Source organism: Verrucosispora sp. FIM060022, assembly GCF_003977705.1.
Classification (GTDB): domain Bacteria; phylum Actinomycetota; class Actinomycetes; order Mycobacteriales; family Micromonosporaceae; genus Micromonospora; species Micromonospora gifhornensis.
The window spans coordinates 1079397-1094383 of record NZ_RQIV01000001.1; the positions used below are offsets into that span (position 1 = coordinate 1079397).

The window sequence follows — 14987 nt, forward strand, 5'->3', positions numbered from 1 at the left end:
ACCGGCGCGTAATCCGCGTGCCGGTGGAAGCTCTGGGGGGAGCCGTCGTGGCGGAAATCAATCACTTTGAGTACGGATGGATCACACCCGCCCTCAGCTACGCGCTGTCGGTTCTGGGGTCCGTTCTCGGGCTGATCTGTGCGGGCCGGATCCGTACCGCGTCGAGTGCCGGCCAGCGGGCCTGGTGGGGAATTCTCGCGGCCTGGGCCATCGGCGGCACCGCCATCTGGACGATGCACTTCATGGCGATGCTCGGCTTCGCCGTGAGCGGCTCCCGGATCAGGTACGACGTGCCGGTCACCGTTGTCAGCGCGTTGCTCGCGGTGGTGGCGGTGGGTATCGGGCTGGCCATCGTCGGCACCGGTCGGCTGTCGGCGGTACGGGTGCTCGCCGGTGGGCTGTTCACCGGTGCCGGGGTGGCGGCGATGCACTACACCGGCATGGCCGCGATGCGGCTCAACGGCGAACTCGGGTACGACCCCACCCGGGTCGCGCTCTCCGTGCTGATCGCCGTGGTCGCCGCCACCGCCGCGCTGTGGCTCGCGATGACGGTACGTCGCGGCGTGGCGATCTTCGCGTCGGCGCTGGTGATGGGCGTGGCGGTCAACGGTATGCACTTCACCGGGATGAGCGCCCTGTCGGTGCACCTGCACGAGCGGCGGGGGGAGGTCGCCGGCGCGGAGGCGGGCAGCCTGCTGATCCCGATCGTACTGCTCGTGATCTTCGGCGTGGTGGGGTTGGTCTACGCGCTGCTCGCGGCGCCCACCGACGAGGACCGGGCCGCCGCGGCCTACCTGGCCGCCCGCCGGGCCCCGGCAGCCGACCCGGTCGGCGTCGACTCGCCGGACCCGGTCGGGTTGCGTGCCCGCTCGACCCTGGCCCGCCCCGGTGCCCAGTTCCCGTCCCGCCGGGACCACCCGCCGCGCTGACCCGCGCGCACCGATCTGCGCGGTCCCTCATGGACGGTGGCGGAAAGTGTCGTACCCGGTACCCATCATGTATTCATGGCTGTCCCCGCCCTCACCCCGCGCAACACCCCACCGCGCTCGCTGCCGCTGCGCGAGGCGCGCACCCGACTGAGTCAGCTCGTCGCGATGGCGGAGCTGACCGACACCGTCACCGTGGTCACCCGCGACGGTGACTCCCGGCCGGTCGCCGCGATCGTGCCGGCCGACGCTGCCCGCAGCGCCGCGCAGGCTCGTGCCGACGCCGGCCGGCTCGCCGAGGTCACCGCGGGTTGGTCCCGTCGCCTCGAAGCGCAGCGTGAGCAGGCCGGTCGCCGACACGCCGCCGAGCTGCGCGCGATGCGGGCGGCGCTGGCCGAGGTGTGGGCCGCGTTGGAGCGCCGGGCCGCGCCGGGCGACGCCGAGCTGGCCCGGCTGCGCGCCGGACACGCCGACCTGCTCGACGGCTGATCGTCCTGCGTCGCCTCGACACGCATCTCGCTTGGGTAACTGTGGGTCACCCGGTGGTGCTGGTCGGCCACAATAGACCCTCACGATGGGCGTAGCCGGGGGTGACGATGAGCGGATCCGAAGCATCGAGCGGCGCGCCCGCGAGCTCCGGTCCCACGCCCCGGATGCGGTGGCTGCGCCTCGCCGCGCTGCTCGTGCTGCTGGTGGTGGCCGCGGTCACGGTGGTGCGGGTGGTCAGTGTGACCGGCCCGCCCAGTCGTGACCAGTTGCGGGAACGAGCCGGGCTCACCGGCAAGCAGGAGCTGCTGATCGGGGTCAAGGACGATCAGCCGGGCGTGTCGCAGCTGCTGGAGAACGGCGCGTTCGTGGGCTTCGACATCGAGATCGCCTACATGATCGCCGAGGATCTCGGTTTCGACGCGCCACGGGTGCGGTTTCTGCCCATCGAGAGCGAGGACCGGGCCCGTCGGCAGGCCCGCACTCCGGACGGCCGCTTCGTCACCGTCGATCTGGTCATCGCCTCGTACAGCATCACCGAGGATCGCCGACGCCAGGGTGTGGTCTTCTCCGCGCCCTACCTGCAGACCGAGCAGTCGGTGGTCACCCGCGCCGACAGCAAGCTGGCACCGACCACGTTCGCCGATCTCGCCGGCCGCAAGGTCTGCACGTTGGCGACCTCGACGGCCGAGCAGAACCTGGCTGCGGCCGGTGCGCAGGCCCACGGCCGCAACCGGATCAGCCAGTGCATCCAGGAGCTGTACGACGGCACGATCGACGCGGTCACCACCGACGCGGCGGTGCTGGCCGGATTCGTGGCTCCGCCCCTCGCCGAGCAGGCACCGCCGGTCACGAAGCTGACGAACCCCAAGCCGTTGCGTCACTTCGACATCGGTGCCGACGGTGATGAACTGTGGGGGGTCAACACCGGCCCCGATCCGGCCATGCGTGACCTGGTCAATCTCTCTCTGGAAGAGGCGCGCAACGGCCGTAACGGCAAGCGGTGGCGGACGGCCTTCGACCGCTACTTCGGCTACTCCCAGAAGTACAACGATCAGCAGCAGGTTGCGGTTGACCAGCAGCCACCGCCCGGCCCGGCGGACAAGGTGGAGGTGCGGCAGTGGCCATGGGAGAGGTCCGCCTGGCGGCACCCGAACCAACCACGGCCGGGCCTGTCGGCCGCCGCCGTCCGGGTGCGCGCCAGACGCAGCAGTGGCTGCTGACCCTGCTGCCGGCATTCCCGGTACTGCTGCTGGTGCTGCGGTTGTGGCGGCTCAGTCGACAGGACATGTCGACAATGCTGCTGCTGGTGCAGTACGTCAGTCCGCTCGGGCTGCTCAGCGCACTGCTCATCGCGCTGGTCTGGGCGGTACCGCTGGTGGTGCTGGTGCCGGTCGTGCTCGGTCGACTGTTGCAGGTCAGCGCCCCGCAGCGGTTCGACCCGGAGCGCTCGCTGCTGGCGTACGCCGCCGCGCGTACGCCGGGTTGGGTGCTGGTCGTGGCGGCGGCGCTCGCCGCCCTCACCTGGCAGCTGCGGTTCCTGCCCGGGCTGGTGATGATGCTGGTCTGGCTGGTCGCCCTGCACACCCGCAGCCGCTACCCGGATCGACCGCGACTGCTGCTGGCCACCGGCCTGATCCTGCCGGTCGTCGTGGCGGCGGCCAGCTACGCCTGGCTCGCACCGGCCATCCGGTCGGCCGTCGGACACGGCGAGCTGGCCACGGCCCTGCTGCTGGCGCTCCCGCCCGCCGGTGCGCTGGTGTTGACCGGCCCGGTGCCGGCGCGGATGGCCCCGGCGGTGACCCGGACGGTCATCTACGCCGTCGGCGGGCTGCTGCCGTTGCTGACGGGAGCGGTGTTCCTGCGCGTCCCGTTGCTGCCTGCGGTGGCCGTCGAGGTCGGTGAGCCGCAGACCCAGGAGGTGGTGCTGGGCGAGGCGGTGACGGTGACCGACCGGATGACAATCGTGCTGAGCCGCTCCGGCGAGGTCCGCTTCCTGCCCAACGACGAGGTGCGGGCGCAGGTGCTCTGCCCGGACGCCGACCGGGTGCCGAGCAGCCGGGTCACCGTCGCCCGATGGCCGGTGGAGGACACCGCGCTGGAATGGCTCATGCCGCGTCGACCGGTGGGCCCGCCCGATCCGCGCTGCGGCGGTCTGGTGCCGTTGCCGGCGCCCTCGCCGTCAGCTGGGCCGTGACCGCCCCTTGAGACGACGGCCCAACTCGCGGGCGATCTCCCGGTCCGCGTCGCGGGCGGCGAGCGCCTGACGCTTGTCGTACGATTTGCGGCCCTTGGCCACGGCGAGTTCGACCTTGGCCCAGCCGTCGGAGAAGTACATCGACAGTGGCACCAGGGTGAACCCGCCCTCCCGGATCTGCGCCAGGATCCGGTCGATCTCCACTCGGCGCAGCAGCAGCTTGCGGGTCCGGCGGGGAGCGTGGTTGGTCCAACTGCCGTAGCCGTACTCGGCGATGTGCAGGCCGTACAGCATGATCTCCCCGTCGCGTTCCTGGGCGAAGGCGTCGACAAGCGAGACGCGGCCGGCCCGCAGCGACTTGACCTCCGTGCCGGCCAGCACGATCCCGGCCTCGTACGTCTTGAGGATGGTGTAGTCGTGCCGGGCCTTGCGGTTCGATGCGACAAAGGTCCGCTCGCCACTGCGGGAGGTGCTCACCCGGCGAAGGATATCCGCCGTCGGTGGAACCGACGTCGCCGAGCGCCCTGCTCAGGGCAGCCGGTTGCGCAGCCGGTCGGCCAGATCCGTCACCGCGGCCCGGAACCGGGGATCGGCCTCGCCGGGCCAGTGCCCGATGATCTGTGGTGGCACGCTGTCGCCGGGCGGGGGAACCACGTCGACCGGGTCACGGAGGCGTCGATCGACGGTGCCCGGTGGCCCGGGCAGCACCGGATCCCGGCCCGGGCGGTGCGGTGAGAAGACCCAACCGCCGATCGGGTCGGTGTCGCGCCACAGGTTCAGCCACCGCCAGTTCACCCGCCTGCCCACATCGAGCAGCACCTGCTCGTTGACGTACGCGGGGAACAGTCGCCCGTACAGCCGGCGCAGTGGGGACCCGTACGTGAGCAGGGCCAGGTGGCCGCAGACCTCACGGGGCAGTTGCAGCACCGTGGCGGCGAGCAGCACCGCGCCGTGGCTGTGCCCGGTCAGCAGGACGCCGTGACCCTGCTCGGTGAGGTAGGTGATCCGTCGGCTCAGCTCCGGCACCGCCCGTTCGGCGTAGCAGGGCGGAGCGAACGGGTGTGCCGCCCGGGGCCAGAAGGTGCCCAGGTCCCACAGCACCCCGACGTACCGGCGGAACTCGGCCGTGCGGTAGGCGAAGATGCCGCCGATGAGCAGGGCGAGCACCACGGCCGCGATGAGGAAGCTGCCCACCTGGATGCCGAAGTTGGTCGCCGCCTCCGGTATCCCGGTCAGTTGCTCGACGACGTGGCCGGGGGCGAGTTGCAACATTCCGAGCAGGATGGTGGGTAACCCCGCGCCGACCACACCGGCGTAGATCACCGCGAGGGTCTCCAGACGTTCGGTGAACCGTGCTCGGGCGATGGTGTGTTCGACCTGCTGCAGCCGGTGCCGGGCTGCGGCGGGGGCATGGGGGAAGTCGCGGGCCACGGTGGCCCGGGCGCTGTTGATCCGTACGGACCGACTCGCCAGGTTCAGCACCACCGCGCCCACCAGGACGGTCACCGCCGCCAGCAGGAACACGAAGATCGCCCATTTGAAGCCGAGCGGCGCGGAGACGGTGCGTTCGTCGTCGGCCCGGGCACGGCGATTGAGCAGATCCGCGACCCGGAAGACGAGGTCTGCGGTGAGGGCGAGCGCCAGACCGGTCGCGGTGGCGGCGATGACCGGTGCGCCGAGCCCCTGCAACGGTCCCGATCCGAGCCCGTCACAGCCGAATCCACGCCGCGACTCCTCCGGGTCGATGCCCCCGCCGCGCGCCCGGCCCGCCACGCTCACCTTGTCGCGTAGTTGACCACGGGTGGCGAGGGCCGCCACGCCGAGGGTGAGCAGCAGGGCCGTCTGCGCGAGGATGACCAGGCCGACCATCACGCTGTATCCGGGCAACCCCACCGCCGATCGCCAGGGTGTCGGGTCGACCGCCACCACGACCAGGACCATTACGGTGAGCACGCAGGCAGCGGTGCGCAGAAAGGAACAGAACCGGTCAGCCCGTCCGCTGTCCGGGGCGTCGATCCACCGCTGGACGCAGAGCATCGTGACGCAGGCACCGAGTATCGCGGTCGCCACGACGGTGAGAGCGACACTCGGCGCCGACGTGCCGGCGAAGCAACGGGCGATGAGCAGGCCGATGCTCAGGGTGGCGAAGCCGGCGGCGACGTGCAGCGAACGCAGGCGACCCACCAGCGGCGCGCCGTCCCACTGACCCACCGCGCTGAGTGCGTGGGGCTTCGACTCGTTGGTCGCCCGGTGGAAGGCGTCGAAGTTGTGCCCCGGTCGTGTGCCGAGCCGCCAGACGAGCCCGAGGGCGGCGGCCGGTGCCAGGGCGAGCACCGACAGGCGTAGGCCGGTGGGTCGTCCGCTGAGCCAGGACAACCACGGCCGGTTCGCCGTGCAGAACGGGTTCGACATGCACCGGACGGCGATCAGGTCCAGTGCCACCCCCATCGTGGCGAGCACGTACAGCATGGTGAGGGTGAGGGCGAGCAGCCGGCAGGTCGCCTTGATCCCCGCGCCCGAGGTGCCCTGGGTCGCCGGTCGCATCCAGATGGCGACGTTGCAGAGCATGAACGGCAACAGGAACATCAGCGACAAGGTCCGGACCGTCGTCCCGGAGGGCAGATCGCTCCACCGGTACGCCTCCAGGGTCACCCCGGCCGGGCCCTTGGCATCCGGATAGTCCGGATGCGGCCGGTAGAAGCCCCCGCTGCCGTCCCCGGCGACCTGGTAGCTGTGCGGACGGTTCAGGATCTGCTCGGCCCCGGCGCCGGACACACCATGGACCCGCAGTTCCACGACATCGACGTGGGCCTGCGGTCCGCTTGTCATTCGTCCCCCGGGGTCGTCTCCGCCGGTCGGGCGTGGCGGAACCCGACCGAACCGCTGCGGGTGCGGCGTCGCCGTCTACCCGCGCCGTCGCCGGTCACGCCTGCGGCATGGGTGGACGTTGTGCCGGACGGGATTGCCGGTGATGCGGCGGGCCCCGACGAACGGGTACGGACAAGGGCTTGAAAACCTAGTTTCCCGGTAGGAATATAGGCCTACTTCATCGGTGCTTCCGCCGTCGGCGGGCGGTCCGCCCCGTCGATCTGTCGAAAGAGACGATCATGACCAAGCTGGAACCCCAACCGTCACCCACCGCACCCGAAAGCCGGTTCTCCATCAACGAGGACTGGGCCGCCACCATCCTGGGTCTCGCTCTGCTCTGCCTGGTCCTGGCCGGTGCGATCCCCGCTGGGCTGGTGCCCTGATGGCCACCGAGGCAACCCGAGGTGCCGCCCAGACCGCGCCGCAGGCCGGGCTCCTCGCCCCGCCGCCGCGAGACCGCAGGTTCTGGGCCTGGACGGCCGCCGGCCTGCTGGTGGTCGTGCTCCTCGCCGCGCTCACCCGCTATCTCGAACAGCAGGTGCCCGAGTGGGCGGCCGGCACGGCGCTGGAGGATGTCGCGGCGGCGATCGAATATCCCGTCTACGCCATCGTGCTCGGTCTGCTCGGCAATCTGGTGGTCACGCTGACCGGGTTACACGACCGCATCGCCGCCGCATTCCGTACCGAGTTCTTCATCAAGACCGGCCTGGTGCTGCTCGGTGCCTCGATCAATCTGGCGGTGATCGCCAGTGCCGCCGGGCCCGCCATCGCCCAGGCGCTCCTGTTGATCTCCGGCGTGTTCCTGTTCACCTGGTGGCTGGCCGGGCGGCTCGGCCTGGACGACAAGCTGCGCGCCCTGCTCGCCTCCGCGGTGTCGATCTGCGGAGTCAGCGCCGCCATCGCCGCCGCCGGGGCGGTCCGCGCCCGTCGTGAACAACTCGCCTACACGGCGAGCCTGGTGATCGTCTTTGCCCTTCCGTCGATCTTCCTGCTGCCCTGGTTGGCCGACGTGCTCGGGCTGTCACCGGCGGTGGCCGGTGCCTGGATCGGCGGCAACATCGACACCACCGCGGCGGTCACCGCGGCCGGGGCGCTGGCCGGCGAGGACGCACTCCAGATCGCCAGCATCGTCAAGGTCACCCAGAACGCGTTGATGGGCGTGGTGGCGGTGGCGCTCACCGCGTACTTCGCCCTGCACGTCGAACGGCGGCCCGGGTCGGCCCGGCCAGGGCTGGGTGAACTGTGGCGCCGCTTTCCGAAGTTCGTCCTCGGCTTCGTCGCGGCGTCGGTGATCGCCACCTGGTACCTGAAGGCGGTCGGCGCCGACGGCAAGGCCACCATCGCGATCGTCAACGACCTGCGGACCTGGTTCTTCATCCTGGCGTTCGTCAGCATCGGCCTGGAGGTCCGGGTGGCGGCGCTGCGGCAGGCCGGCTGGCGTCCCATCGCGGTGTTCGGTGCTGCCACCGTGTTCAACCTGGTTCTCGCGCTCGGCCTGGCCTCGCTGTTGTTCGCCGGGTTCACCCTCAGCTGAGAGGCGGCACCGGCGCGCGGCCGGGGACCGGACGACGGTTCCCGGCCGCGCGCCGGTCCTCACAGGGCGGGTACGCCGAGGCGGTCGAGCAGCCGGCGGCGCAGCGCGCCGAAGGCCGGATCGTCGGGGGAGCGGGTGGGCCCGAGGTCAACCGGCAGTTCCTCGGCGATGACACCGGCTTCCAGGACGAGCAGGCGGTCGGCGAGCAGCAGTGCCTCCTCCACGTCGTGCGTGACCAACAGCGCGGCGAAGCCGTGTTCGGCCCGCAGCCGGCGCAGCAGGCCCTGCATCCGCAGCCGGGTGAGCGCGTCGAGCGCGCCGAACGGCTCGTCGAGCAGCAGCAGGTCCGGCTCGCGGACCAGCGCCCGCGCGACCGCCACCCGCTGCGCCTGCCCGCCGGAGAGTTCGGCGGGCCAGGCCCGGTGCCGCTCGGCGAGGCCGACCTCGGCCAGCGCCCGGGCGACCCGCTCGGCCACGTCCGGACCGCTCAGACCGAGCGCGACGTTGTCCGCCACCCGTTTCCACGGCAGCAGACGGTGTTCCTGGAACACCACCGCCGCCCGGCCGCGCAACGTGATCTCGCCGGTGGCCTCGTCGTCGAGGCCGGCGAGCACCCGCAGCAGGGTGCTCTTGCCGGAGCCGCTGCCGCCGAGCAGGGCGACCACTTCCCCCGGTGTGATGCGCAGATCCACGCCGGTCAGCACCGTGGTGGCACCGAACCGGCGGCGTACGCCGGTCGCGGTGAGCAGTGGCCCGGTCAGCTGGCTCGAAGTCCGCGACGCCATGTCAGCGTCCTCCTCTCCACGATCCGGATCGCGACGTCGGACAGCAGGCCGAGCAGGGCGTACACGAGCAGGCCGAGGACCACCACGTCGGTCTGACTGAATTCACGGGCCTCCATCATCAGGAAGCCGATGCCGGTCTGGGCGTTGACCTGCTCGCCGACCACGAGGCTGAGCCAGGCCGCGCCGATGGCCAGCCGCAGGCCGAGGAAGAGCGCGGGCAGCGCGCCCAGCAGCACCACGTGTCGCAGCCGGGCGAGCGCTCCCAGCCCGCAGGTGCGGGCCGCCTCGACCAGCCGTTCGTCGATGTCCCGGATGCCGGCGTAGGTGTTGAAGTAGAGCGGAAAGAACGCGCCCAGGGCGACCAGACTGATCTTCAGCGACTCGCCGATGCCGACCCAGATGATCAGCAGCGGCACCAACCCGAGGTGGGGCAGCATCCGGGCCATCTGCACCGGCGGGTCGACCAGGTCGTCGCCGATGCGCAGCAGCCCGGCGAGCGCGCCGAGCAGGACGGCGAGTCCGCCGCCGATGAGCAACCCGACGCCGGCCCGGGTGAGCGAGTCGAGCAGGTGGGTCAGCAGGGTGCCGTCGCGGGTCAGTCGCCAACCGGTGGCCAGCACCGCGCTGGGTGCGGGCAGCTTCTCCGCGGCCAGCACCCCGGACCGGGCCGCCAGTTCCCACCCGAGGACCAGCAGCAGCGGGGTGGTCGACCGACGCCAGGCCAGGCCGCGTCCGGGCCGTGCGGGCCCGCCCGGTGCGGTGGCCGGGGCGGTGACAGGTGCGGGCCGTACGGCGGTCGCCCGGGTCACTCGAACACCTCGCTGAATCGCCCGTCGATCCGGGCCCGGATGTCCACGGTGCCGGGGATCAGGTCGAGGGTGGTGAACCCGTCGGCAATGGCCTGCAACTCGTCGCCGACGGCCGGGGTGACCGGTGCCAGCGCGCGGGCGCTGCGGGCCAGCGCCCGGCTGGTGACGTCCTCGGGGATCTTCAGTTCCGGGGCGAGCACCGCGGCGCGTTCGGTGGGGTTGGCGATACCCCAGTCGGTGACCGTGCGGTAGGTGCGCAGGAACGCCTCGATCTGCGGGGACTTGTTCGTCAACGCGTCCGGGTGGGCCAGCACGTACTCGCGGTTGCTGGCCAGGCCGGTGGCGTCGGCGAGGATCCGTACCCCGGGTCGTTCGGCGAGGGCGAAGTAGGGGTCCCAGATGATCCAGGCGTCGACCTGCCCGTTGTCGAAGGCGGGCCGGGCCTCGGCGGGCTTGAGGTACTTGACGTTGATGTCCGACAACGTCAGGTTGTTGGCCTCCAGCAGGCGGACCAGCAGCCAGTGCACGTTGGAGCCCTTGTTGAGCGCCACCGTACGGCCCTTGAGGTCGGCGAAGGTGCGCAGGCCGGAGTCCTCCTTGACGAGTACGGCCTCGCCCTGCGGGACCGGTTCCGAGGTCCCGATGATCTGGAACGGGATCCGGCCGGCGGCGGCGAAGATCGGCGGTGCCTCTCCGGTCTGGCCGATGTCGATGGAGCCGGCCTTGAGCGCCTCGGTCAGCGCCGGTCCGCTCTCGAACAGCGACCACTCGGCGTCCGGCGCTTCACCTCGGGCCTTGACCAGGCTCAGCCCGCCGAAACGCTGGTAGCCGATGCGCAGTCGGGGCGTGTCGTCGCTGCCGGCCGGATCGTCGGCGCAGCCGGTCAGCGCCCCGACGGCGACCAGGGTGAGCACCGTCAGGGCGGCGGTGACGACGCGGGAACGGCGCGGGGCAGGGGTACGCATGAGCACTCCTCGACGGCGAAAAGGGGTCCCGTGGACATCGATGAGGTCCAGCGGCGACAGCAGCCTACTAACTCGATAGGTTTTATGGGTAGTCTGTTCGCGTGGTCGTTCCCGAGCGCGTCGAGGACGGCCGGTCGGAGCAGCCAACCCGCGCCCGGAGGATCGAGCCATGTTGACCTTCCACTGGTTCCTGCCCACGTACGGCGACAGCCGGGACATCGTGGGCGGCGGTCACGGCGTGCCGGTGGGCAGAGCCGGTGGCTCCCGTCCGCCGACCGTCGCCTATCTGGGCCAGATCGCCCGTACGGCCGAGCAGTTGGGCTTCGTCGGCGCCCTCACGCCCACCGGCGCCTGGTGCGAGGACGCCTGGCTGAGCACCGCCATGCTGACCGAGGTCACCGAGCGGCTGAAGTTCCTGGTGGCCTTCCGCCCGGGCCTGCTCTCACCGACCCTGGCGGCGCAGATGGGCGCCACCTTCCAGCGCCTCTCCGGTGGGCGGCTGCTGGTCAACGTGGTCACCGGTGGCGAGGCCCACGAGCAGCGCGCCTACGGCGACTTCCTGGACAAGGACGCCCGGTACGCCCGTACCGACGAGTTCCTGACGGTGGTGCGGGCGCTGTGGGGCGGTGCGACGGTCGACCACGACGGGCCGTACCTGCGGGTCGAACGGGCGCGACTGGCCCGGCTGCCCGACCCGGTGCCGCCGGTCTACTTCGGAGGGTCGTCGGCCGCTGCCGGTCCGGTCGCCGCCCGGCACAGCGACGTCTACCTCACCTGGGGTGAGCCGCCCGCGCAGGTGGCCGCGAAGCTCGACTGGATCCGAGGGCTGGCCGCCGAAGCCGGACGCGACGTCCGGTTCGGCATCCGGCTGCACGTCATCGCCCGCGACACCAGCGAGGACGCGTGGGCGCAGGCCCGCCGGCTGCTCGACGGCATCGCCGACGCCGACATCCGGGCCGCCCAGGAAGGGCTGCGTCGCAGCGAGTCGGAGGGGCAGCGCCGGATGCTCGACCTGCACGGCGGGTCCCGCGACGGCCTGGAGGTCTCGCCGAACCTCTGGGCCGGCGTCGGGCTGGTCCGCGGCGGCGCGGGCACCGCCCTGGTGGGCAGCCACACCGAGGTGGCCGACCGGATCGCCGAGTACCACGCCCTCGGCATCGACGAGTTCGTCCTGTCCGGACAGCCACATCTGGAGGAGGCATACTGGTTCGGCGAGGGAGTGCTGCCGGTGCTGGGTGAGCGTGGCCTGTGGCGGCACCCGGCCCGACCGGCGGTGACCGTGCCCGAACCCACCGGCATCCCGTTCGCCACCCCACCGGTGCCGGCGGGGCGCGGCTAGGGAGTCGTCACGCGGAACCGGGCGGGTCAGCCGGCGTGGCGGGCGAAGAAGTCGGCAAGCACCTCGGTGTGCGTGGAGAAGGCCAACTCGGTCGGCCGGGTCAGCACCAACCATTCGGTGGCCTCCGCCGTGGGCGCGGAGGCGGGCAGCTCCTCGATCGGGCGCGCCGGCAGTTCACCGAAGACGAGCAGGGTGCCGCCCGCCGGCGCGTTCTGCACCGCGACGAGGTCGACCTGGTCCGGGTCGGCGACCAGCCCGGTCTCCTCCCGCAGTTCGCGCACCAGCGCCTGCGCCCACCGCTCGCCGTACTCGATGAAGCCGCCGGGTAGGGCGAGCAGCCCACGGGCGGGCTCGATGGCACGCCGCACGGCCACCACACCGATACCGTCCGGGGTGAGCACCGGCAGCAGTGCCACCGCGACGGGCAGCGGATTGCGCCACACCGTCTGACCGCAGTTCGCGCAGAGCCGGGGCCAACCGGCCTCCGCGGGATATGCCGTGCCGCAGTACGAGCAGTGCGAATGGGCCACTCCGGTCATGTCGATGCACGTTACGCCCCGCCCGCCCGTGGTCGCCGGCCCGGGTCGGGGTCGACCGTCCGGTGTGGTCAGGTGGTGATGCGGGCGTTGCCGATCGCGTCCATCCGCCCCCACCGTCCGGGGATGTCGAGCAACTCGATCCGGCCGAAACGCTGCGGGATGGCGGGGTGGACCACCAGGTGTTCGCCGTACGGTTCGAGGCCGAGCAGGGTGCGCAGCAGCAGGAAGGTCGAGCCGGTCGCGGAGGCCTGCGGGCTGTTCGCCGCCGGATACGGCACGGGATAGCGGGTCAGAGCCCGTTCGTAGCCGGCGAACGACTCCGGCATCCGCCCGCCGAAGTGCTGGGCGGCGTCGATGACGCCCTCGGCGATGATCCCGGCCTCGGCGACGAAGCCGTACCGGCGCAGCCCGGCGGCGATCAACGCGTTGTCGAACGGCCACACCGTGCCCAGGTGATAGCCGAGCGGGTTGTACCTGGCCTGTCCGGTGCCCAGCGTCCGCACTCCCCAGCCGGAGAACATCTGGGGCCCGAGCAGGTGTCGGGCCACCGCCGGGGCCCGGGACTCGTCGACGATGCCACTCCACAGCAGGTGGCCCATGTTCGAGGCGAGGGCGTCGACGTGGTCGCCGTCCGGGCCGAGCGCCAGCGCGAAGTACTCGCCCTGCTCGATCCAGAAGTCCCGGTTGAACCGCTGCTTGAGCTCCTCGGCCTGCCGTTCCAGGCGGTCGGCGTACGCCGGGTCACCCCAGAACTCACGGGCCAGCCGGGCCCCACGACGTCGGGCGTCGTACGCGTAACCCTGCAGTTCGCAGGTGGCGCGGGGCAGTCCCGGCAGCCGGCCGTCGCGGTAGCAGATCGCCTCCGGCGAGTCCTTCCAGCAGTGGTTCATGGCACCGCTGTTCTCGTTGCGCCGCCGGTACCAGAGGTAGCCGTCGCCGCGGATGTCGCCGTACTCGTCGATCCAGTGCAGGGCCGCGCGGGCGGCCTCCTCCAGGTCGCGGACCAGTTGGCCGTCGCCGGTCCACCGCTCGTACTCGTCGAGCAGTACGACGAACAGCGGCGTGACGTCCGCGCCGCCGAAGTACGGGGACTGGGGTCGCTCCTCGAAGGCCGCCAACTCCCCGTACCGGAACTCGTTGAGGATCTTCCCGGGTTCCTCGTCCCGGAAGTCGTCGAGCACCGTGCCCTGGTCCAGGGCGAGCAGCCGGAGCGTGGTGGCGGCCGTGCGGGGGACGAAGGGCAGGGTCTGGTAGCAGGTGAGGATGGCGTCGCGGCCCACGATGGTGGCCGACCAGGGCAGGCCGGCGGTGAGCATCGTCTCGTGCGGCATCGCGAGCGGGGCGAATCGCAGGCCGGCCAGGTCGGTCAGGCCGCGTCGATAGGTCGTGGTCAGCGGTTGCCAGTCACAGTGCAGTCGGGGCGCGTCGGCCAGCCACCGGCTCAGGTCGTGGCGCAACTGGGTGCCGACCTGGCCGTGCGTGTGCCCCAACTGTTCGCGTACGTCGGCACCGTCCGGGCGGAGCACCAGGCTCCGGACGGTCAGGGTCGTGCTCCACCGCCCCTGTCGGTCGACCTGTATCCGGTAGGTCATCCCCTGGTTGTCGACAGCTGCCGGTTCGGTCGTCGAGACCTCGGTGGCGCGGTGGAACCGTTCCCGCCGGTAGCCGAGCCGCAACCGGTCCTCGAACACCTCCCGATATCCGCGCAACCGCGTCGCCCGCGGCCAGACCACGTTGTAGATCGGCGCGAAGTCGCTGTCGATGTCGATGCGTAACACGTACTCGGCCGGCTCGCAGGTGTGGTTGAGCACGGTGAGGCGTTCGGTGAAGCTGCTGTCGGAGATCCACCGGTCCCGGATGATCGAGACCTTCGCGTCGACGTAGTGCGTCGGGTTGCCGGGGACCAGGAACAAGCGGATCTCGTAGTAGCTCGGCTCGTGGATCGCCAGCGGGTGCAACTGCTCGCCGTCGAGGGTCAGCCGCCAGGTGGACAGGAAGCGGGTGTCGAAGACGAAGAACCCGCTCGGGCTGGGCGGGTCGAAGGTCATGTCCCCGTTGTCCTCGCTGAGCGCGAAGATGTTGCCGTCGAGGATGCGTACCATCCGCTTCATGCGGGTTCCCGATCGTCCGCCGACGGCAGCATCGCCGCGACCCGCGGATGGCGGGCCCCCTTCGGCGGGGCGAAGAGGCGCTCCAACATGATCACGAAACGGAACTCGCCGTCCGCGGTGAAGTCGTTGCGCAGCCAGGCGGACAAGGGCTTGATCTCCCCGTGCGCCATCCGGAGGAACAACGTCTCGTCGGCGCCGATCACCGTGTCGGCTTCCACCGCGCCGCCCTGGGACACGGTGATCCGGCCCTGGTCGATGGTGACCAGCCAGTGATCCACTCCGCGGGGGTGGGCGAGATCGAAGCGCACGCTGCCGGAGACCTTCCGGAGCATCCGACCACCGCTGTGGGTGAGGTCGTCGAAAAACGCCCGAACCGACTCCGACATCGCACCAACTCCAAGGGTCCCGTCCGGCGACGATCGGCAGCG

15 protein-coding genes are annotated in these 14987 nt (G+C 71.3%); 7 read left to right on the plus strand and 8 right to left on the minus strand.

What is annotated here, in order from left to right; genetic code table 11:
• The first annotated feature begins 47 nt into the window (after positions 1–47).
• The 4 genes from EG812_RS04720 to EG812_RS04735 all read left to right on the plus strand — a co-directional run bounded on the left by EG812_RS04720 (position 48) and on the right by EG812_RS04735 (position 3609).
• A complete protein-coding gene (locus EG812_RS04720; protein ID WP_013734290.1) occupies positions 48–929 on the plus strand; it encodes an MHYT domain-containing protein in 882 nt (293 codons plus the stop codon).
• Positions 930–1004: 75 nt separating this feature from the next.
• Positions 1005–1415: a type II toxin-antitoxin system Phd/YefM family antitoxin gene (locus EG812_RS04725; protein WP_102659583.1), complete on the plus strand. Its 411-nt coding sequence runs from the start codon at positions 1005–1007 to the stop codon at positions 1413–1415.
• Positions 1416–1522: 107 nt separating this feature from the next.
• A complete protein-coding gene (locus EG812_RS04730; RefSeq protein ID WP_233579377.1) occupies positions 1523–2635 on the plus strand; it encodes a glutamate ABC transporter substrate-binding protein in 1113 nt (370 codons plus the stop codon).
• Positions 2539–3609, plus strand: a complete 1071-nt coding sequence (locus EG812_RS04735; RefSeq protein WP_013734287.1) for a hypothetical protein — start codon at positions 2539–2541, stop codon at positions 3607–3609. The genes EG812_RS04730 and EG812_RS04735 overlap by 97 nt, the downstream gene beginning before the upstream one ends.
• On the opposite strand, the gene smpB is transcribed toward EG812_RS04735, so the two are convergent.
• On the minus strand, positions 3595–4086 hold the full coding sequence (gene smpB, locus EG812_RS04740; protein ID WP_013734286.1) for an SsrA-binding protein SmpB: 492 nt from the start codon (positions 4084–4086) through the stop codon (positions 3595–3597). The genes EG812_RS04735 and smpB overlap by 15 nt on opposite strands.
• A 51-nt stretch (positions 4087–4137) precedes the next feature.
• Positions 4138–6438, minus strand: coding sequence for a hypothetical protein (locus EG812_RS04745; protein WP_126710825.1), 2301 nt, complete (start codon positions 6436–6438; stop codon positions 4138–4140).
• A gap of 278 nt (positions 6439–6716) precedes the next feature.
• Between EG812_RS04745 and EG812_RS29230 the strand changes: the two genes are divergently transcribed.
• Together EG812_RS29230 and EG812_RS04750 are read left to right on the plus strand one after the other, a co-directional pair.
• Entirely contained in the window at positions 6717–6860 is a 144-nt protein-coding gene (locus EG812_RS29230) for a hypothetical protein (protein WP_013734284.1), read from the plus strand.
• Positions 6860–8011, plus strand: a complete 1152-nt coding sequence (locus EG812_RS04750; protein WP_013734283.1) for a YeiH family protein — start codon at positions 6860–6862, stop codon at positions 8009–8011. Before EG812_RS29230 ends, EG812_RS04750 begins: the two co-directional genes overlap by 1 nt.
• A 59-nt stretch (positions 8012–8070) precedes the next feature.
• On the opposite strand, the gene EG812_RS04755 is transcribed toward EG812_RS04750, so the two are convergent.
• From EG812_RS04755 to EG812_RS04765, 3 genes are read right to left on the minus strand one after another with little or no spacing between them, the layout of a single operon-like run.
• Positions 8071–8796 (minus strand): ABC transporter ATP-binding protein, encoded by a 726-nt coding sequence (locus EG812_RS04755; RefSeq protein WP_126710826.1) that lies wholly within the window; start codon positions 8794–8796, stop codon positions 8071–8073.
• Complete coding sequence (locus EG812_RS04760) at positions 8769–9605, minus strand: ABC transporter permease subunit (RefSeq protein ID WP_126710827.1); 837 nt, start codon at positions 9603–9605, stop codon at positions 8769–8771. The genes EG812_RS04755 and EG812_RS04760 overlap by 28 nt, the downstream gene beginning before the upstream one ends.
• Positions 9602–10570: an aliphatic sulfonate ABC transporter substrate-binding protein gene (locus EG812_RS04765; RefSeq protein ID WP_126710828.1), complete on the minus strand. Its 969-nt coding sequence runs from the start codon at positions 10568–10570 to the stop codon at positions 9602–9604. Before EG812_RS04765 ends, EG812_RS04760 begins: the two co-directional genes overlap by 4 nt.
• A gap of 169 nt (positions 10571–10739) precedes the next feature.
• On the opposite strand from EG812_RS04765, the gene EG812_RS04770 reads away from it, so the two are divergent.
• Positions 10740–11909, plus strand: coding sequence for an LLM class flavin-dependent oxidoreductase (locus EG812_RS04770; RefSeq protein ID WP_126710829.1), 1170 nt, complete (start codon positions 10740–10742; stop codon positions 11907–11909).
• A gap of 26 nt (positions 11910–11935) precedes the next feature.
• On the opposite strand, the gene EG812_RS04775 is transcribed toward EG812_RS04770, so the two are convergent.
• From EG812_RS04775 to EG812_RS04785, 3 genes are all read right to left on the minus strand, one after another.
• Positions 11936–12448, minus strand: a complete 513-nt coding sequence (locus EG812_RS04775; protein WP_043721148.1) for an NUDIX domain-containing protein — start codon at positions 12446–12448, stop codon at positions 11936–11938.
• 68 nt (positions 12449–12516) lie between these two features.
• Complete coding sequence (locus EG812_RS04780) at positions 12517–14559, minus strand: amylo-alpha-1,6-glucosidase (protein ID WP_126710830.1); 2043 nt, start codon at positions 14557–14559, stop codon at positions 12517–12519.
• On the minus strand, positions 14556–14945 hold the full coding sequence (locus EG812_RS04785) for an SCP2 sterol-binding domain-containing protein (RefSeq protein ID WP_013734276.1): 390 nt from the start codon (positions 14943–14945) through the stop codon (positions 14556–14558). Before EG812_RS04785 ends, EG812_RS04780 begins: the two co-directional genes overlap by 4 nt.
• Positions 14946–14987 lie beyond the last annotated feature (42 nt).